This window comes from Mesorhizobium xinjiangense (genome assembly GCF_009749525.1).
In the GTDB taxonomy this organism is placed as follows: domain Bacteria; phylum Pseudomonadota; class Alphaproteobacteria; order Rhizobiales; family Rhizobiaceae; genus Mangrovimarina; species Mangrovimarina xinjiangensis.
On the sequence record NZ_WOAC01000020.1, the window covers coordinates 60806 to 79994 of the forward strand.

The 19189-nt window shown below is 65.3% G+C and carries 18 protein-coding genes; 2 read left to right on the forward strand and 16 right to left on the reverse strand.

The features are described 5' to 3' along the window. The 7 genes from GM909_RS19655 to phnD form a co-directional block, all read right to left on the reverse strand. Positions 1–870 (reverse strand): carbohydrate ABC transporter permease, encoded by an 870-nt coding sequence (locus tag GM909_RS19655; RefSeq protein WP_157018916.1) that lies wholly within the window; start codon positions 868–870, stop codon positions 1–3. Between the two features lie 104 nt (positions 871–974). Further along, the gene (locus tag GM909_RS19660) at positions 975–2282 is read right to left on the reverse strand and encodes an ABC transporter substrate-binding protein (RefSeq protein WP_157018917.1); all 1308 of its coding nucleotides are present in this window, start codon (positions 2280–2282) and stop codon (positions 975–977) included. A 241-nt stretch (positions 2283–2523) separates the two neighbouring features. Continuing rightward, complete coding sequence (locus tag GM909_RS19665) at positions 2524–3474, reverse strand: sugar-binding transcriptional regulator (protein ID WP_157018918.1); 951 nt, start codon at positions 3472–3474, stop codon at positions 2524–2526. A 367-nt stretch (positions 3475–3841) separates the two neighbouring features. Beyond that, complete coding sequence (phnE, locus tag GM909_RS19670) at positions 3842–4645, reverse strand: phosphonate ABC transporter, permease protein PhnE (RefSeq protein WP_157018919.1); 804 nt, start codon at positions 4643–4645, stop codon at positions 3842–3844. Beyond that, positions 4639–5445 (reverse strand): phosphonate ABC transporter, permease protein PhnE, encoded by an 807-nt coding sequence (phnE, locus tag GM909_RS19675; protein WP_157018920.1) that lies wholly within the window; start codon positions 5443–5445, stop codon positions 4639–4641. Before phnE (GM909_RS19675) ends, phnE (GM909_RS19670) begins: the two co-directional genes overlap by 7 nt. Next, the gene (gene phnC, locus GM909_RS19680) at positions 5442–6236 is read right to left on the reverse strand and encodes a phosphonate ABC transporter ATP-binding protein (RefSeq protein ID WP_157018921.1); all 795 of its coding nucleotides are present in this window, start codon (positions 6234–6236) and stop codon (positions 5442–5444) included. Before phnC ends, phnE (GM909_RS19675) begins: the two co-directional genes overlap by 4 nt. An 82-nt stretch (positions 6237–6318) precedes the next feature. Continuing rightward, positions 6319–7320, reverse strand: a complete 1002-nt coding sequence (gene phnD, locus GM909_RS19685; protein ID WP_157018922.1) for a phosphate/phosphite/phosphonate ABC transporter substrate-binding protein — start codon at positions 7318–7320, stop codon at positions 6319–6321. A 203-nt stretch (positions 7321–7523) separates the two neighbouring features. On the opposite strand from phnD, the gene GM909_RS19690 reads away from it, so the two are divergent. After that, a complete protein-coding gene (locus GM909_RS19690; protein WP_157018941.1) occupies positions 7524–8357 on the forward strand; it encodes an HAD-IIB family hydrolase in 834 nt (277 codons plus the stop codon). Then, a complete protein-coding gene (locus GM909_RS19695) occupies positions 8357–9148 on the forward strand; it encodes a DeoR/GlpR family DNA-binding transcription regulator (protein ID WP_157018923.1) in 792 nt (263 codons plus the stop codon). Before GM909_RS19690 ends, GM909_RS19695 begins: the two co-directional genes overlap by 1 nt. Here GM909_RS19695 and GM909_RS19700 read toward each other — a convergent pair. The 9 genes from GM909_RS19700 to GM909_RS19740 form a co-directional block, all read right to left on the reverse strand. Next, entirely contained in the window at positions 9138–11069 is a 1932-nt protein-coding gene (locus GM909_RS19700) for an autotransporter outer membrane beta-barrel domain-containing protein (protein ID WP_157018924.1), read from the reverse strand. The two genes, GM909_RS19695 and GM909_RS19700, sit on opposite strands and share 11 nt — an antisense overlap. After that, positions 11042–11644, reverse strand: a complete 603-nt coding sequence (locus tag GM909_RS19705) for a hypothetical protein (RefSeq protein WP_157018925.1) — start codon at positions 11642–11644, stop codon at positions 11042–11044. The genes GM909_RS19700 and GM909_RS19705 overlap by 28 nt, the downstream gene beginning before the upstream one ends. 876 nt (positions 11645–12520) lie before the next feature. Then, a complete protein-coding gene (gene doeB, locus GM909_RS19710) occupies positions 12521–13528 on the reverse strand; it encodes a N(2)-acetyl-L-2,4-diaminobutanoate deacetylase DoeB (protein ID WP_157018926.1) in 1008 nt (335 codons plus the stop codon). 7 nt (positions 13529–13535) lie between these two features. Next, entirely contained in the window at positions 13536–14717 is a 1182-nt protein-coding gene (gene doeA, locus GM909_RS19715) for an ectoine hydrolase DoeA (RefSeq protein WP_157018927.1), read from the reverse strand. A gap of 66 nt (positions 14718–14783) precedes the next feature. After that, positions 14784–15776, reverse strand: a complete 993-nt coding sequence (gene eutC / locus GM909_RS19720; protein ID WP_157018928.1) for an ectoine utilization protein EutC — start codon at positions 15774–15776, stop codon at positions 14784–14786. Between the two features lie 70 nt (positions 15777–15846). Further along, the gene (gene eutA, locus GM909_RS19725) at positions 15847–16635 is read right to left on the reverse strand and encodes an ectoine utilization protein EutA (protein WP_157018929.1); all 789 of its coding nucleotides are present in this window, start codon (positions 16633–16635) and stop codon (positions 15847–15849) included. A 192-nt stretch (positions 16636–16827) separates the two neighbouring features. Continuing rightward, positions 16828–17268 carry a universal stress protein gene (locus tag GM909_RS19730; RefSeq protein WP_157018930.1) on the reverse strand — a complete coding sequence of 147 codons (441 nt, stop codon included), beginning with the start codon at positions 17266–17268 and terminating at the stop codon, positions 16828–16830. 35 nt (positions 17269–17303) lie between these two features. Then, the gene (locus GM909_RS19735) at positions 17304–18587 is read right to left on the reverse strand and encodes a TRAP transporter large permease (protein ID WP_157018931.1); all 1284 of its coding nucleotides are present in this window, start codon (positions 18585–18587) and stop codon (positions 17304–17306) included. 11 nt (positions 18588–18598) lie between these two features. Beyond that, positions 18599–19180: a TRAP transporter small permease gene (locus GM909_RS19740; protein WP_235911983.1), complete on the reverse strand. Its 582-nt coding sequence runs from the start codon at positions 19178–19180 to the stop codon at positions 18599–18601. Positions 19181–19189 lie beyond the last annotated feature (9 nt).

Genomic DNA, 19189 nt, shown 5'->3' on the forward strand with positions numbered 1-19189 from the left:
TCAATCGAGATTGCGGCCGACAGCGCGCATCAGGAAGAGCGCCAGGATGTTGGCCAGGATGACCGCGATGACACCGCCGGCAGACGCTCCCCCGACATCGTAGGAAAGCAGCGCCGTGCGATAGATGAGAAAGGCCAGATTGGTCGAGGCATAGCCCGGACCGCCATTGGTCGTCACCAGGATCTCGGCATAGACGGCGAGCAGGAAGATCGTCTGGATCAGGATGACGACGGTGATGGCGCGCGCCAGATGCGGCAATGTCAGGTGCCAGAAGCGCTGCACGACATTGGCGCCGTCCATCTCGGCCGCTTCCTCCTGTTCGCTGTCGAGCGATTGCAGCGCCGTCAGAAGAATGAGCGTGGCAAAGGGCAGCCATTGCCAGGCGACGATGATGACGATCGACAAGAGGGGATACTGGGCGAACCAGTCGACCGGTTCGACGCCCACGAACCGGGCGATATCGGCAGCGACGCCGTAGCCCGGATGCATGATCATGTTCTTCCAGACCAGGGCGGCCACCGGCGGCATGACGAAGAAGGGCGAGATGACCAGGATGCGCACGATGCCCTGGCCGAAGATCGGCTGGTTGAGCAGGATTGCAAGCAGGATGCCGCCGATCACGGTAATCAGAAGGACGCCGACGACCAGGATCAGCGTGTTGGCGATGGATTGCCAGAAGGCCGGATCGGTGTAGAAAAACTGGTAGTTCAGCAGACCGGCGAAGCTGCGGTTGGCCGGGTTGAGCAGATTGTAGTTCTCGAAGGAATACCACAGCGTCATGCTCAGCGGGACGATCATCCACACGAGCAGCAGCACCACGGCCGGAGCCATCATGAGGCGGGCGAGAGTGCGGGTTTGTCGGGTCGCCATGGCGCTCTCCAATTTTTCCCGAACGGACTGCGCTTCGGCCGGCGGGAAAAAAGCGGCTGCCCGAGGCGGGCAGCCGAAGTCTGGGAGGATGGTTGTCGGGCGGCCTAGTTGTAGCCGCCGCGTTTCATTTCACGCGTCGCCACCTGCTGTGCCTGGGCGAGCGCATCGTCCACCGACATCTGGCCGGCCAGCGCGGCCGAGAAGAGCTGGCCGACGGTGGTGCCGAGGCTCTGGAATTCGGGGATCGCGACGAACTGCCCGCCGGTATAGGGCACGGGCTGCACCGACGGCTTAGTGATGTCGGCGGCGTTCATCGCGGCCAGCGTGGGCTCGGCGAAGGACGCGGCCTCCTGGTATTCCGGGTTTTCGTAGAGCGAGGTGCGGGTTCCAGGAGGTGCGGCGGCCCAACCTTCGTTCTCGGCGACAAGGGCGGTGTAGTCCTTGCTCGTTGCCCAGGCGACGAATGCCTTGGCCGCGTCCTTGGCATCCGACGTTGCAGGGATGGCCAGGTTCCAGGACCACAGCCAGTTGCCGTGATTGCCGGTGCCGGCATCCGGGAAGAGCGCGAAGTCGACATTCTCGGCGACGGTCGAATCCTCGGGATCGGTGACGAAGGAGGCGGCGACGGTGGCGTCCATCCACATGCCGCACTTGCCTTGCTGGAACAGCGTCAGGTTCTCGTTGAAGCCGTTCGAGGAGGCGCCCGACGGTCCTGCGTCGTTCATCAGTTCGACATAGAACTGAACCGCTTCCTTCCACTCCGGCGTGTCGAATTGCGGCTGCCAGTTCTCGTCGAACCAGCGCGCGCCGAAGGAGTTGGCCATGGCGGTGAGAAAGGCCATGTTCTCGCCCCAGCCGGCCTTGCCGCGCAGGCAGATGCCGCTGATGTCGTTGTCGCGGTCGGTCATCGCGCGCGCCGCCTCGCCGATGAATTCCCAGCTCGGCTCATCGGGCATTTCCAGCCCGGCCTTCTCGATAAGGTCGGTGCGGTACATGATCATGGCGCTCTCGCCATAGAACGGTGCGGCGTAGAGCGTGTCGTCGACGCTCAGACCGCCGCGGATGGCCGGCAGGAGATCATCGACGTCATATTCGGCCGGCAGGCCGGTCAGCGGCTCGAGCCAGCTCTGCTTGGCCCAGATCGGCACCTCGTAATTGCCGATGGTGACCACGTCGTACTGGCCGCCCTGGGTCGCGATGTCGGTCGTCACGCGCTCGCGCAGGACGTTTTCCTCCAGCGTTACCCATTCCAGCTCGATATCCGGGTTCTTGGCGGTGAAGTCGTCGGTCAGCTTCTGCATGCGGATCATGTCGCCATTGTTGACGGTGGCGATGGTGACCGTTTCGGCGCGGGCGGCGCCGACGAACGCCATGGCCGAACATGCGCCGACCAGGATCGGGTGCAGTTTCATCTCATTCCTCCCAAGCATTGAGCAATTGATCTACTATTGAGCAATTACCCACATATCTGCAGGCAGAGTCAATCCAGATTCCTTGCTGCGGTGCAACAAAGGCTACGAGGTTGTGACGGAGGTCTGGGCTTAGAACATGTCCCGCTCAAACGGCATCGTCTGAGCGAAAGGTACATGTTCCAGCATATCGGTCTGGCGCGCTTATCTTTGCTTCAAACGATGCCGTTTGAGCGGGACATGTTCAGCTCGCCAGCAGGGCGCGGGCGGTCGATTCGTCGGTGACGAGACCGTTGATCAACCGGCGGCTGGCGGCGGCGTGGATGGCCGGCAGCTTGGCCTTGCCCATGGCCATGCCGACGACCAGCGAGCGCTCCCGCGACGGGATGGGGGCGCTGGCCACCCGTTCATTTGTCAGCCCGTCGATCATGCGGCCCTCGGCGTCGAAGGTCCAGCCAACGATCTCGCCGACCGCGCGCGCTTTCTGCAGGGCCTTCAGATCGTCGCCGCTGATGAAGCCGTCGACGAACAACGGCGCTTCGGGGCCGAGGTCGCCGATGCCGACAAAGGTGACGTCGGCGTTCGCCGCCAGTTCCAGGGTCGAGGCGATCATCGGCTGGCCATGCAGCATTTCGCGCTCAGCCGGCGACGAGGCGATGACCGGCAGCGGCATCGGGAAGCTGCGCGCCTTGACCTTGTCGGCCATGGTGAAGATGACGTTGTAATAGGCCGCCGAGCCGTCCGGTGCGATGTTGCCGGTCAGCGAGACGACCTTGTGCTGCGGGCATTCCATGGCAGGCAGCTGCTCGATCGCCGCCTTGAGCGTGCGCCCGGTGCCGATGGTGATGATCTGTGGATCGGGGCTGGCCAGGCGTCGTTCGATCTCCGCCGCGCCCGCCTGCGCAATGCCGAGCGTGGTGGACGAGGAGCCGGGATCGCTCGGCACGACTTCCGCCAGGTCGAGGGCGAAGCGCGACCGCAGCTTATCGGCCAGTTCCAGGCATTGGGCGATCGGATGGTCGATGCGGACCTTGACCAGCCCTTCCGAAACGGCGAGGGAAACGAGGCGCTGCGCGCTTTGCCGCGACACGCCGAGCTTGGCGGCGATCTGGTCCTGGGTGTTGCCGCCGATATAGTAGAGCCAGCCGGCGCGCGCCGCGTCGTCCAATCGCGTGATGTCCGTTGGCCGGCTCATGATGCTGCCTCCCGTAACCCATCCCTGACGACGGGTTATAATTCCGTCTGGGCGTCACCGCATCCAAACCGTGTCGCGCGGCGCGTCGGATCAATCGTTACCACAGCGAGCAATTGCCCGCAAAGAGGTATACGTGCTCAAGGCGGTGCGGCGCGCCAAGTGATTGGGGACGATCGGGGAGACAAGGAGGATGGCTGCAGTCGGCCGGCCGGGATGTTAGAGCATGTCCCGCTCAAACGGAATCGTTTGAGCGAAAGGTACATGCTCCAACATATTGAGCTGGCGCGCATATCTTTGCTTCAAACGTTTCCGTTTGAAGCGAACGCGCGCTAGTCCGGATTCCCCGCCCGCCTGTCTGGTGCGCGTTTCAGATGATGCGCTTGCGCAGCCAGGCCGAGACGATTTCGCCAAGCACGACAAGCGCCAGGATCGACAGCAGCACGGTCGCCGCTTCCTGCCAGTTGAACGTGTCGATGGCGCTTTGCAGGATGAGACCGATGCCGCCGGCGCCGACGAGGCCGAGCACGGTCGACTCGCGCAGATTGATGTCCCAGCGCAGGATCGCCACGGCCCAGAAGGTCGGCATGACCTGCGGCACGATCGCATAGGCGATCACCTTGAAGCGCGAGGCGCCGGTCGCTTCCAGCGCTTCCACCGGCCGCCGGTCGATCTCTTCGATCGCCTCGCCCAGAAGCTTGCCGATGAAGCCGATGGAGCGGAACATGATGGCGACGATACCCGCCACGATGCCCGGCCCGAAGATCGCCACGAAGAGCAGCGCCCAGATGATGGTGTTCACCGAGCGGCTGGAAACCAGAATGAGGCGGCCGAGCCACAAGGTCGCGGCGTTCGGCGTGGTGTTCTGCGCCGCGATATAGGCGACCGGCAACGAGATGAAGACGGCGATGGCGGTGGCGATGGTGGCGATGTTGACCGTTTCCACCAGCACCCACAAAATGCTCGGCAGGTTGGTCGCATCCGGCGGCACCATGCGGCCGAGAAGGTCGCCGATCTGCTGCGGCGCGTCGAACACCCAGGCCCAGATGACGTCGATGCTGGTCAGCGCCCAGACGATGGCGGCGACCACCACCAGGAAGATGGCGAAACGCTGCAGCCGCTCGCGCGGTGTGAAGCGGGCCCATTCTTCCGGCGTCGTTTCCATGCTCACCATATCCGTTTCCTGATCTGGCCGCTGATCGCCTCGCTCACCAGGATGACGGCGACGATAACGATGGTGATGGCAAGCGCGAAGTCATAGTCATAGCGGCCGAAGGCATTGGCGAGCGTCGAGCCGATGCCGCCTGCGCCGACGATGCCGACGACCGCGGAAGCGCGCAGGTTGCTGTCGAGCTGATAGATGGTGAGGCCGATCTGGCGCGGCATGATCTGCGGAAAGACGGCGTAGATCAGCGTCGGGAAATAGCCGGCGCCCACGGCGCGCATCGCCTCCACCTGGCCCCAGTCGATTTCCTCGATGCGTTCCGCCAACATCTTGGCGACGAAGCCGATGGAATAGACGATCAGGGTCAGCACTCCGGCGAAGGGGCCGAAGCCGACCGCCTTGACGAAGATGATGGCGACGATGACCGGGTGGAAGCTGCGCGCCACGACGATGAGCGCGCGGCCAAGATAATAGATCGGCCTCGGCGCCAGGTTCTTGGCCGCCATGAAGGCGATGGGGATGGAAAGCAGCACGCCGCCGACCGTCGCCAGGATGGCGATCTTCAGGCTCTCCAGGAACCCGTCGATCAGGAGGCCGCTGCGCGCGAAGCTCGGCGGAAAGGCGCCGCTGAAAATGCGCCCGGCGCGGCTGATGCCTTCGGACACCCGGGCCCAGTCCAGGGGCAGCATGACGAGCGCCCAGCCGAGATAGAGCACGATGGCCGCCATCAACCCGTAACGCAGTACGGGATTGGCGATCATCGGCGGCTTGCGCCAGGTGTCGGGCACCGTATCGGGCAGGGCGCTCATGCGTTGTTGGCCCTCAGCGGGGTGACGTTGTCCATCTCGCCGCGTTCCTCGGCGGGAACGCCGGCATAGATCTCGTCCATCGCCGCAGTGTCGAGCGCTGCCGGCTCGGCGTCGAAGATGATACGGCCGTAGCGCATGCCGACGATGCGGTCGGTATATTGCTTGGCTTCGGCGACGTTGTGGATATTGATCAGCACCGGCAGCGAGAACTCGCGCGAAAGGGCGCGCAACAGGTCCATGATCTGCTCGGAAGTCTTCGGGTCGAGCGACGCGGTCGGCTCGTCGGCGAGCAGGATTTCCGGTTCCTGCATCAGTGCGCGCACCACGCCGACGCGCTGGCGTTCGCCGCCGGACAATTCGTCGGCGCGCTTGTTCGCGTAATGGGCGATGCCGACGCGCTCCATCAGCTCGAAGGCGCGGCGGATATCTTCCTTGGGGTAGCGCCGCAGGACGGCGCGCCATGTCGGCAGGTAGCCGAGCCGGCCCGACTGCACGTTTTCCATCACCGTCAGCCGGTCCACCAGGTTGAAGCTCTGGAAGATCATGCCGATGCGCCGGCGCGCCGCGCGCAGGCCGGCGCCCTTGAGGTCGGTCAGCATCAGCCCGTTCAGTTCGATGGAGCCGGAGCTCGGCTCCACGAGCCGGTTGATGCATCGCAAAAGGGTGCTCTTGCCGGCGCCCGAGGCGCCGATGACCGACACCACGCTTTCACCCGGAACCTCCAGGTCCAGCCCTTTGAGAACCGGCGCGCCGTTGCCGTAGCGCTTTACCAGCTGGGAAATCTTCAGCATCAACCAACTCCGGAGAACAGATATACGCCCGGGAAAAAACCGGACGCGAGGCCAAGCCCGGCACCTCGCGTCCGTGGGAGGATCACTCCTTGGCGAGACCCTGGGGCGTGTATTCTACACCGTTCGCCTTCTGGATCTCCCGGATGACGGCCCAATCCTTCTTGTAGGTCACCGGCACGAACTTGCTGACGCCGGAAAACTCCTCGCCAAGCGCTGTTCCGGCGAAGTCGAAGGAGAAGAAGGCCTCCTTGATCTTTTCCGCCAGCGCCGGGTCGAGATCGTGCGCATAGGTGTAGGAGGTCGTCGGGAACGGGTCGGACTCCCAGACGATCTTGACCTCTTCGGGATCATAGAGATCGCGCTCGGCCATCCGGTCGACGACCTCCGAGGCCACGGGTGCTGCGTCATAGTCGCCCGCCACCACGCCGAGCATCGATTGGTCGTGCGAGCCGGAATAGACGACTTCGTAATCCTCATCCGGCGTCACGCCGAGACCGGGAAACAGCGCACGCGGCGCCAGATTGCCCGAATTCGAGGTGGGCGATGTGTGCGCGATGCGCTTGCCTTTCAGGTCGGCCATCTCGTCGATGCCGGAATCGGTGCGCGTGTAGACCTGCAGCTTGTAGCCGAAGCGGCCGTCCTCCGAGCCCATGATGGCAAAGGGAACCGCGCCGGCGAGATTGACGGCGAAGGGCGTCGGCCCGGTCGAGAAGCCGGCGATATGCAGGCGGCCGCTGCGCATGGCCTCCACTTCCGCCGAATTGGACTGCACGGCGAAGAACTGCACGTCCTTGCCCGTCACCTCTTCGAGATGGGCGATGAAGGGCTCCCAGATATCCGCATAGATGGCCGGGTCTTCCACCGGCGTATAGGCGAAGACCAGCGTGTCCGGATTGGCGAGCTTCGCCGGATCGCTCGGCGTATCGGCAACGAGGTCCTCGTCGGCATCGCAATACATGGCGTCGAGCTGGCCGCGATTGGCGCAGTCCTGGGCCTGCACCGCGGTGCTGGCCAGAAGCGTGGAAATGCCGAAAAAGGCCGCTGCAGCGCCCCCGGCCCAGAATGTGTCGGTCGTTCTAAGCATGTTGTCATCCTCCACTGCGGGCATTACGGCCCGCTTCTCCCACAGGGCCCTTGCCGGACCATATGAGAAGACCGTATCGGCACTTTGTGGCAGTTTGCAACACCTCGCGCAAAAATTTTTGGAATACCCTCGAAAATTTGCGATTTCGAGGTTACAAGCGTGGCATATCGCTCAACAATTCAGGAGGAGCACGCGTGATCGACATGACGGCGAAGCTGGCGCCGGCCGGCGCGTTGGTGCCGCGACCGTTTCGCGAATTGGGCCGCGACCGCCTCGCGCGGATCGATTTCGTGCTCACCGATATCGACGACACGCTGACCACGGGCGGGCGTTTGCCGAGCCTTGCCTATGCGGCTTTGGAGCGGCTGCACAATGCCGGAATCGTCGTCGTTCCGGTGACCGGGCGCCCGGCCGGCTGGTGCGATCTGATCGCCCGGCTCTGGCCCGTCGACGCCGTGGTCGGCGAGAACGGCGCCTTCTATTTCGCCTGTTCGCCCGATGGCGGCATGACGCGCGTCTTCGCCCAGTCGGACGAGGAGCGGCGCCAAGGGCGCGAGCGGCTCGAAGACGTCGCGGCATCCATCTTGTCGTCCGTGCCCGGCGCGCGGCTGTCTGCCGACCAGACGTTTCGCGAGACCGATCTGGCGATCGACTTCGCCGAGGACGGGCCGCGGCTCGCCGATGCCGACATTGCCCGCATCGTGGCCTGTTTCGAGGCCGCCGGGGCCGTAGCGAAAGTGTCATCGATTCATGTCAATGGATGGTTCGGCCGCCACGACAAGCTGGCAATGACGCGACAACTGTTCGAACAGCGCTACGACATGGATCTGAACGTGGAAGGCCACAGGGTGGTTTTCGTCGGCGATTCGCCCAACGACGCACCGATGTTCGGCTTCTTCGAAAACAGCGTCGGCGTGGCCAATTTCGCCGATTTCGGGGACGATGCGGTCACCCCTCCGAACTGGATCACCGAACAGGCCGGCGGTGCCGGTTTCGCCGAAGTGGCCGACGCCATATTGCAGGCCAGGGAGGGCTGATGGCGCGTCTGAGAAAGACCGACCGGCGCGAGCAGATCCTGATGGAACTGCGGCACCACCCCCATGTGCGCACCTCGGAGCTTGCCGCCCGGTTCGGCGTGTCGACGGAAACGGTGCGCCGCGATGTGGAGGCGCTGAGCGGCGAGGGGCTGATCCAGCGCGCCTATGGCGGTGCGTCGGCCGCGCCGATGGGCGCGCAGCCGCCGTTCGGCGAGCGCGACCGGGCGCATATCGAGGAGAGGGCCCAGATCGCCCGCCGCGCCGCCGATCTGGTGCGCCCCGGCGAAGTGCTGATGATCGATGCGGGCTCGACCACGCATCAGTTCGCCTCCGCCCTGGCGGCTAGCGCGCACGATCTCACCGTGCTGACCAACAGCGTTGCGGTCGCCTCGGCGCTGGCGCAGAACGAGACGATCCAGGTGATCATCTGCCCCGGCGATTTCATGGCGCGCGAGGTCGGCATCTACGGCGCCGAGACGATCGATTTCATCGGCCGCTACAACGCCAACCGCGCCTTCATCGGCGCCAGCGGCCTGACCGCGAGCGGCATCACGGAGGCGAACCGCCTCGCCGTCGGCGTCAAGCGGGCGATGCTGCGCCAGTCGCATGAGAGCTATCTGCTGGTCGATCATTCCAAGTTCGGCGTCAATCTGGTCGCCACCGTGGAGCCGCTTTCGGCTCTCACCGGCATCGTGACCGACGACCGGCCCGCCGGACTTCTGGAAAAGGCCCTGGCCGACTTCCGGGTCGACGTCTACCTGGCGGCGCAGGAGCAGCCGGTCAGAACCTGAGGGCGAGCCTCGCATTGAACCCATGCTCGCGGGCGTCGCTGGCGATCTGGCCGGCATAGGACAGGCCAAGCGTGGCGCTGTCGGTGACGGCGAGGTCGAGGCCGGCCTCGACGATGGCCGCATCCTCGGCGATCGGCGCGCCGGCCACCGTGAAGGCCGCGCCGCCATCAAAGGCCTGCGTGGCAAGCGGCACCGTGTCGCCGAAGGCATGACGCCAGCCGAGCGTGCCGCGCGCCGTGGCCGTCATCGTGCCGAGCGTGAAGTCGGTCGAAACTCTGAGGCCGAGCGTGGCAAATGTGGTGTCGGTGGTGCCGCCGCTTGCCGAAAGTGCGGCCGCGCCGCCTTCTTCGCCAAAGCCGTCCGTGTCGAGATCGACATAGGCAAGGCCGGCAAAGGGCTCGAAGGAGGCAACGCTTGTCTCGATCCGGTAGCCCGCCTCGCCGAATGCCTGGAACGTGCCGGCGTCGTAATCGGCCGAAAGAGAATCGGCAAAGCCGGGAAAGGCCACCGAACGGCTGGTCTCGATGGCGTGCCACGTATAGGCGAGGCCGCCGGTGAGCCTCAGCGCGTTCCATTGCCCGCCGCCGTAAAGGCCGAGATGGACATTGTCGCTCGAGCCAGACGAGGCCCGGTCGTCGGCATGAAAGGAGGAATGGCTGTAGCCGGCCAGAACACCGAGCCGAAAATTTTCCGTGACCGTGCCGTCGAGGCCGGTCAAAAAACCGCCGGTCGAACGGTCGAGCTTGGCCGCATTGCCGTTGCCTTCGCTCTCGCCCCAGGCGCCGAAGGCCTGGCCCCAGGCGACGAGGCCGGCACTGTCGGCCGCCGCCGGGCGCCGTCCGTCCGGCCCATAGGCCATCAGCGGCATGGCGGGAACGGCAATGCCGGAAAAGGCCGAGCGCATGCGCGCGCCGACGGCATCGCGCACGAAACGGCTGTCCTCGATGAGGCCGCTCTTGATGCTGGCGTGAATCTCGCCGGACAGGGCATCGAAGACTGCCGGCGCTGCCGCCTCGCCCAATCCGACCAGCGCGCGATAGAGCGTACTGTCCGTTGCCAGGCTGCCCGCGCTTTCGGCGACTGCCCTTTGATTGCGCGAGCCTGCAATGCTGACGAAATCGGCGTCGTTGCGCACGAGTGTCAACCGTACCGCGTCTGGATCGTAGGCAAGCGATGCGTCGAGGAAGGCGAAATCGTCCAGAACCGTCTCGAACGTTCCGGCTACGCCGCCACCGGCGGTCAGGATAGTGTAGGTGGTTCTGGGATCATATGTCGATCCATCATCGCCGCCGCGTTCGGCCGTGACACTGACCGTGCCGCCGACGATCGTCGCCTTCCCGGTCGCAACAATCCGATCGCTGCTGCCCGCGCCGTCGACCTCGACCGCGTAGACGGAGCCGGACTGGAAGGTGAGATCGCCGGCGACGCTCAGCGTGCCGACGGAGTTGCCCGGTGCGATGATGCCGCCATCGGCCACACTCGTCGTGCCCACGGTGCCCGAGCCGCCAAGCCTGCCGCCGGAGAGCACGGACACGGTGCCGCCGAGCGTGCCGTTGATGCTCAACAGCCCTCCCGAGACCGTGGTGGTGCCGGCAAAGCCGGAGCCGTCGCCGGTCAGCGTCCAGGTGCTCGTGCCCGTCTTTTCGAACGCTTCGAAACCCTGGTACTGTCTGTTGCCGCCGACCTGGCCGACGTCGAAAGATGCGTTGCCGGACCCACCGAGGGCGAGAGTGCTGCCCGTGCCGTCGGCCACCACGTTGCCGGTAAAGCTATAGCCGTGGCGCAGTTCAAGCCGGTTGTCGGCGCCCTTCAGCTCGACGGCATTGGCTTGCACGCGATCGGCGGGACCGGCATGGCCGCTCAATCCGCCGGCGATCGAGCCGGCGTTGACGATCATGACGTTGTCGTCCTCGACCACCACGCCGACGCCGCCGGCGCCCGGCGTAGTGGCGTCGGCAATCGCTCCGCCGCGCCGCCGGCAATGGTGCCGAAATTCTCCACAGAACCGCCGTCCGCATCGTCGACAAAAACAACGCCCGCGCCGCCGGCGCCGCCCACGCCTCCGTAGACACCTCTGCCACCATCACCGCCGGTGATCGTGGCGCCTACCTGGTTCGTGATCGTGCCGCCATAGGTTGTCATGCCATTGCCGCCGGCACCGGCAATGTTGGCGTCACCCCCGACGCCGCCAGAAATCGCGCCGGCATTCGTGACTGAGCCGCCATTGGTCAGAACGCCGTCTCCACCTTGTCCGCCATACGCCCTTGTGCCACCTGCTCCGCCGGTGACGATGCCCGAATTTTCGAGTATTCCGCCATCGTAGAGGAATATGCCAGCGCCGCCCTGGCCAGCGTGATGCCCACGGCCACCGGCGCCGCCGCTGACCGTGCCGCCGGTCACTGAGACGTTTCCGCCATCGACTGTCACAATGCCGGCGCCGCCACCGCCGCCGTTCGTGCTCGTGCCGCCGGCACCCCCGGTGACGGCGTGGCCCATCGTCCTGACGCTTCCACTGCCTTGGAGGATCAGGGCCCCGCCGCCACCGCCACCGCCAGCAACTGAACCTGAATCGCCACCGTTCGAGCCGGACAGGTCATTCGCGAGATCGACATCCGTATCGAAATAGAGGTTTCCCGAGCCTCCGTCGCCACCGGGAAGGATCCCTCCACCCCCGCCGCCTCCGCCGGCATCCAAACCCGTTCCGCCGGGCTGTCCGCCGGAAGCAATCACCCCGCCGGAGCAGTAAAAGGAATCCCCACCGGCCCTGGCGGGCTGGCCAGGCCGCGCTCCGGCGCCACCAACACTGCCAGTGGTACATACAGGCGACGTGAAGTCCCCTGCTCCGCCGCCGCCACCGGCCAAACCGCCACTCCCGCCAGCTTCACCTCCGAACTCCCTTCCACCTGCGCCGCCGCCGCTTTGAATGGGGCCGGCCGCTGCCGGCCTAGCCGGATAGGAGAGCATGAGCGCCGTCGAACACAAAAGCGCGGCCAGACAGGCAAGAGGCCGGCCTTTTCCAACTGACATGAAAATCGTTCCCCTCGCATGACGCCGCCAGGTCGGCAGCCCCGTCCATTCACTCTCCGCATGGACCCAGACAGCGCATAAGATTGCGCTGCGCGGTGCCGCGCCCGATCCATATGTCGGAGCATGCGCCTTGCGCCCAAACGTTTCCGTTTGAGCGGAACATGCTCGTCTCGCCCAATACGGGCCGCTTGAGTAAACGGGTTCTGCCGCGCAATGAAATACGGCAAATGCCGTATTTCGTATCCGGCGGCGGGCAATCGATTCTGGCCGCCGCGCGGTCAATAAAGGTGCGTTCGAACGATCACATGCGCGGCCGCAAGCCCTGCAATGCGCGGCCGCGCGCTCTCACACGTCCACCGCGGCGACGACCGCCGCGCAGTCGCCCGCCTTGATCAGGCCCGGGAAGTGCCGGGCCGCCAACAGGCCGGAGAGCTTCGCCCTGATCTCCACCGGCGGCAGGCCGGTGCGGCTGATCATGTGGATGCGGGCGATGACGTCGCCCTCGCGCACCGCCTCGCCGAGATCGACCATGGTCTCGACCATCCCGTCATGCTCGGCGATCGAGAAGCACTCGTCGGACGGCATGTCGAGCCAGCGCGTCGGCTGGCGCTCGACCGCGCCCTTCAGGATGCCGGCATGGCGCAGCAGGTTGGCCGCGCCGCGGCGCGCAATGCGCACGGTCTCGGCGCGCGCCGTGCCGCCGCCGCCGAGCTCGGTGGTGACGAACACCTTGCCCATCTCCTCGGCCGCGGTGTCGAACATGCCGCGCGCGTCGAGTTCGATCATGCGCATCGAATAGGGGGCGGCGAAGGCCTCCACGGCGGCGAAGGCCTTTTGCTCGATCTCCTTGTCGGGGTGCATGTGCGCGGCGCAAAAGGGCAGGAAATCGAGCGTCTTGCCGCCGGAATGGAAGTCGAGCACGATGTCGGCGCGCGGCAGCAGATGGCGGTGGACGAAGTCGGCCACCTTTTCCGTCACCGTCCCGTTGGGGCGGCCGGGAAAGCAGCGGTTCATGTTGACCTTGTCGATGGGCGAGGTGCGCGTGGCCGCCAGGAAGGCGGGGTAGTTCATCGCCGGCACGATGATGACGCTGCCGCTGATCTCGCCCGGATCGAGCGTGCGCGCCAGCTCGAACAGCGCCAGCGGTCCCTCATATTCGTCGCCGTGATTGCCGCCGGTCATGAGTGCGGTCGGCCCGTCGCCGTTGCGAATGACGCTGATCGGGATCATCAGCGATCCCCAGGCGGAGGTGTCGTGGCTGTAGGGCAGGCGCAGGAAGCCGTGCTGGACGCCCTCGCGGCTCAATTCGATGGTCGGCACGACCGGTGAAGAGCGTACGGACTCGTAGTTCATCGCCGCCTCATTCCTTCACGAACAATTGCCGCGGCACATTGGCCAGGCACTCGACGCCGGTCTCGGTGATCAGGATCGACTCGGTGATCTCGAGCCCCATCGTCTCCATCCACAGCCCGGTCATGAAATGGAAGGTCATGCCCGGTTCGAGCACCGTGCGGTCGCCGGGGCGCAGGCTCATCGTGCGCTCGCCCCAGTCGGGCGGGTAGGACAGGCCGATCGGGTAGCCGGTGCGGTTGTCCTTGACGATGCCGTGTTTCTTCAACACGGCGAAGAAGGCGTTGGCGATGTCCTCGCAGGTGTTGCCGGGGCGCGCGGCTTCCAGTCCCGCCTCCATGCCTTCCAGCGTCGCCTTCTCGGCGTCGAGAAAGGCCCGGGTCGGCTTGCCCAGATAGACGGTGCGCGACAGCGGGCAGTGATAGCGGTTGAAGCAGCCGGCGATCTCGAAGAACGTGCCTTCGTCCTTCTGCATCGGCCGGTCGTCCCAGGTCAGGTGCGGGGCCGAGGCGTCGCGGCCCGAGGGCAGGAGCGGCACGATGGCCGGATAGTCGCCGCCGATGCCGTCGACGCCGCGGATGCCGGCATCATAGATGTCGGCCACCAGATCGTTCTTGCGCATGCCAGGCTCGACCTTGTCGAGGATGCGCTTGTGCATCGCCTCGACGATGCGCGCCGCCTTGCGCATATAGTCGATCTCCGTCGGGCTCTTGACCGCGCGCTGCCAGTTGACGAGCGCCGTGGCGTCGAGGAAGCGGGCATTGGGCAGATGCTTTTGCAGCGCGGCGTAGGCGGCGGCGGAAAACCAGTAATTGTCCATCTCGACGCCGATCGCCAGCTTGTCCCAGCCGCGCCCGGCCAGCACTTCGGCCAGATAGTCCATCGGGTGGCGCTCGGTCGACTGCACATAGTGGTCGGCATAGCCAACGATGTTGTCTTCACTCAGATAGGCGGTGCGCCGGGCGCCATTGGCGTCCTGCCCGCGTCCGAACCACACCGGCTCGCCCTGCGGCGGCACGATGACCGCCTGATGGACGTAGAACGACCAGCCGTCATAACCGGTGAGCCAGGCCATGTTGGAAGGATCGGAGACGATGAGCAGATCGGCGCCTGCCCTGTCCATGGCGCGGCGCGTCTTGGCCAGGCGTTCTTCATATTCGGCGCGCGAAAATTTCAGGTTGGGTTGCGTCATTCGGGTCGGGTCCTCGCAAGAGCGGTGTCGATGTCATGCACAGCGCCGGCTTCGCCGGGCGCGAAACTAGCTTTCAAAGATGGTGCCGGCGCCGGCCGCGGCCGCGCGCTGGCGCGCCAGGGTGGCGATCGCCGTGTCCTGGACGCCGGTGCCGGTGAGGTCGCAGACCGTGATCGCCTCGGGCGAGGGCCGGCCGGCAGCCTTGCCGGCGACGATCGCGCCCAGTTCCACAAAGGCGGCGTCCGGCGCGATCCGGCCGGCCTCGATCGCGTGATGCAACTCGCCGAGGCGGCGCGTCTGGGTGAGGCTATCGGCGACATAGAGGTCGGCGCGGACAATGACGTCGGGCGCGATCTCGTTCTTGTGCTCGGCATCCGAGCCCATCGCCGTGACATGCTGGCCCGGCGACAGCCACTCGGCCTCGAGGATCGGGCTGTCGGCCGGCGTCGTGGTGACGACGATGTCGGCGCCGGCGACCGCGCGCGCGCCGTCGGGCTCAGCGGTGACGTCGATGCCCAGCTCCCGGCTCAGCGTCGCGGCGGCCGCCTTTGCCTTTTCGCCGTCGCGTGCCCAGATGCGCGCCTGGCGGATCGGCCGCACCAGCGTCAGCGCCCGCAATTGAAGCGCGGCCTGCACGCCGGCGCCGAAGATTGCCGCCACCGCCGCGTCGGGGCGCGACAGATGCCTCGCCGCAGCCGCGCCGGCGGCGGCCGTGCGCACATCGGTGAGATAGCCGTTGTCGAGCAGCAGCGCCTCGACCAGGCCGGTCTTCGACGACAAAAGCACCATCATGCCGTTGACGCTCGGCAGGCCGAGCGTGGGATTGTCGAAGAAGCCGGGGCTGATCTTGATCGCAAAGCCGTCGATGCCCGGCACATAGGCCGTCTTCACGTCGACCTCGCCGCGATGTTCGGGAATGTCGAGACGCAGGATCGGGGGCATGGCGACGGGCTTGGTCGCCAGGGCCGCGAATGCGTTTTCCACGCAGTCGACCGCATCGAGATCGAGCGGAACGATGCGACGAAGCTCGCTCTCGGTCAGGATTGCCATGCGGCTCATGACGTCACCTCATTGTACCACCTGTTGCCGGCCGCCTTTGCCTGGCATGTCGCGTCCAGACCCTGCATTTTCAATCCTTCGGCAGAGCCATTGCCATGAGCCGCCCCAATTCCGGCCGTGGATGCTCGCATGCGCTCAAACGCAGGCAGTTCCACGCCGTGGCCAGATTGCTGGTGACGACCGGCTTGCCGGTCGCCGCCTCGATGGCGGGAACGGCGGCCGCCGCACGCATTGCGGTACAGGAGATGAACAGCGCCTCTGCCGACGAATCCGCTGCCATTGCCGCGACCGCATAATCGACAATCACGTCGGGCGCAATGCGCGCCATGTCGCGGTCGTCCTCCATGCCGAGACAGGTCAGGCCGGTGACGTCGAGGCCCTGCATTTCGAAATATCGCGCCACCGACCGGCTGGTTTCGATCGTGTAGGGCGTCAGTACGGCGATCCGACCGGTACCCAGGGCGCGCAGGCCGCGCACGGCCGCCGCCGCCGGCGTGACGAGCGGCACGCCGGGCTTGCCGTCGGCGATTGCCGCGGCCACCTCGGCGTCGCCGATGACGACCGAAGCGGAAGTGCAGGAATAGCAGATGGCGTCGAGGTCCTCGCCGGGCAGGATGAGCCCCGCGGCCTCACCCAGATGTGGCTGCATGGCGCGCAGGCTGTCGGCATTGATCGGGTTGGTGAAGGCAACCCGATTGGCATAGACGCCGACGCCTTCGCGGCAGACCATGCGTTGGAAATCGGGCTCGGTAGTGTGGTCGGTCGACAGGACGACCAGCCCGACGCGCCTGGCCACGGGGCGCGCATCAAGCGCCGGACCGTCGCCTCCGGCAGCCGGCCAGACGCGCTCCTCACGCATCGCTGCCTCCGGCGATCGTACGGCGCCGGCATTGTGGGCGTCTGCGCGCGAGGCGTTGTGCGCAGCAGCCGGGCCGGCCCTGATTTACGCACTCGAGAGGCGGAAGCGCGTCGTTTCTCAACATCGGAACACCTGAGACATGCCGGTCCGCTCGCGCGAACTGACCGGCGGCCAGACGGGACTGCTACCGCTTTATTTGACGGTCAGACAGGGACATTGGGCAAGGCTGGTCACCTTGTGCGACACACTCCCCAAAAGAAAGCCTTCCACGTCGCCCACCCCGCGGCCGCCAAGAACGATCAAATCGAAATCGTTTTCCTGGGCGTATTTGACGATGGTGCGGGCCGGCGGACCACGCTTGACCACCTGGGGCACATTCTTGAAGCCCAGTTCGGTCAATTCGCCCGCCGCCTCTTCCACGACGCCTTTGGCATATTCTCGCAGCGCCTTGTCTGGCGTTTCCGGGTTATAGGGCCGGACCATGGACAGGGAGGCCTCGAGCGGGCTGTGGTGGCGATAGACGCACAGCACGGTAAGCTCGGCCTCGTAATGCTTGGCCACGTCCGCACCGAGCTGCACCGCCCGCTTGGCGGGCTCGGATCCGTCGACAGGAAGCAGGATCTTCTTGAACATGGGACCTCACCAATCTGGCTTCGCCGTTGCGCCGCTCAGCGGAATGCCAAGTCGCGCAGGAAAAGCGCGATCTGCGGGAAAAAGATCAACGCCACCGCGACACTCAGCAACATGATGATGAATGGCGGCGTGCCGCGCACCACCTCGATATAGGGCCGTTTGAACACCGCGATCGCCGTGAAGATGTCGCAGCCGAAGGGTGGTGTCGCCGAGCCGATCGCCACCTGCAAGGTGATGATCGTGCCGACCAGCACGGGGTCGAGCCCCGTCGACTGGACGACGGGAGCGAAGATCGGCACCAGCACGAGAATGACGACGATCGGGTCGACGAACATGCAGCCGACGAAGAAGGCGATCGAGATCACGAACAGCACGCCGATCTGGCCCATCTCCGCAACGCCGACCGCGGCGAGCATCTGCTGGGGAATCTGCGCGAAGGATATGACCCAGGAGAAGGCCGCCCCGGCGCCGACGAGAATGAACACCACGGCGGTGATCAGGCCGGTCGACTGGGCGATCGAATAGATGTCGCGCGGGCCCATCGAGCGGAAGACGACCAGTTCCAGAACGAGCGCATAGAGCACGCAGGCGGCGGCCGCCTCCGTCGGGCTGAACACGCCGCCATAGATGCCGCCGACGATGATGGCGGGAAAGCCGAGGGGCCAGAGGGCCTGGCGCACGGCTGTCAGGCGCTCCGACCAGCTCGCTTTCGGCTCGGTCGGGACATTGTTGCGCACGGCATAGAGCACGGCATAACACGAGAATATCGCCAGAATCAGCAATCCCGGTCCGATGCCGGCAATGAAGAGTTCGGCGATCGAGGTGCCCGACACCACACCGTAGATGATCATGCCGATCGACGGCGGGATCAGAAATGCGATGTCGGAGGAATTGACGATCAGGGCAAGGATGAAATTGTCCTTGTAGCCGGCCTTGAGCATGCGCGGCCTGAGCGGCGTTCCCACCGCCACCACCGTGGCCTGCGTCGAGCCGGAGACGGCGCCGAACATCGTGCAGGCGGCCGCCGTCGAGACGGCAAGCCCGCCCTTCACATGCCCGACAAAGGCCATCACCATATCGATCAGCCGTCCGGCCGACTGCCCGCGGGTCATGATGTCGGCGGCGAAGATGAACATCGGCACCGCGATGAGCGATGCGGGCCTGATGCCGGCCAGCATCTGCTGAACCATCGTCTCGAGCTGACCGAAGCCGCCGAAGAGCGAGAAAAAGCCGACGAACGCGGCCACGATCAGCGGAATCATCATCGGGAAGCCGAAGAGCAGCAACACGATCATGATGGAGAAAATGGTGAGCGCCATCGAACGGCCCCTCAGATATCGTTTGTGTCTTCCTCGTAGCCTTCCAGCACGAGGGTCGACAGCCAAACATCCTTGTCGGTCAGGTTCTTCACCGCCGTCAGCGCATACTGCATACCGGTCATGAAAAAGCCGACCGGCACCCAGACATACATCCACCAGACTTCGATCTGCAGGGCCGGCAGAACGCGTCCCTGCTTGGCGAGCGTCAGGACGTATCCGGTCGAATACCAGCACAGTCCGAACATGAAGATGGCGGTTATGAGCGTGATCACGATCATGGCGGCGCGCCGCATGGGCGTCGATAGCGTGTCGAAGATCGCCGACATTCTGATGTGGCGTCCGTGCCTGGCCGCATAGCTGAGCCCCGCAAACGTGATCAGAACGATCAGAATGCTGTTGAGCTCCTCGGAAAAATAGATGCTCTTCTGCAGCACGAAACGTCCGATGACATTGGCAACGGTGTTGAACGCCATCAAAAGCACGCCGACGGAAAGCATCACTGCTTCGATGCGAGCAATGATGCTGTCGATGACGCCGAGAACGCCAGGGAGGTTGGACTCTGTCTGTCCGATAGTGATGTCGGGCTCGCTCACAGGCGATCT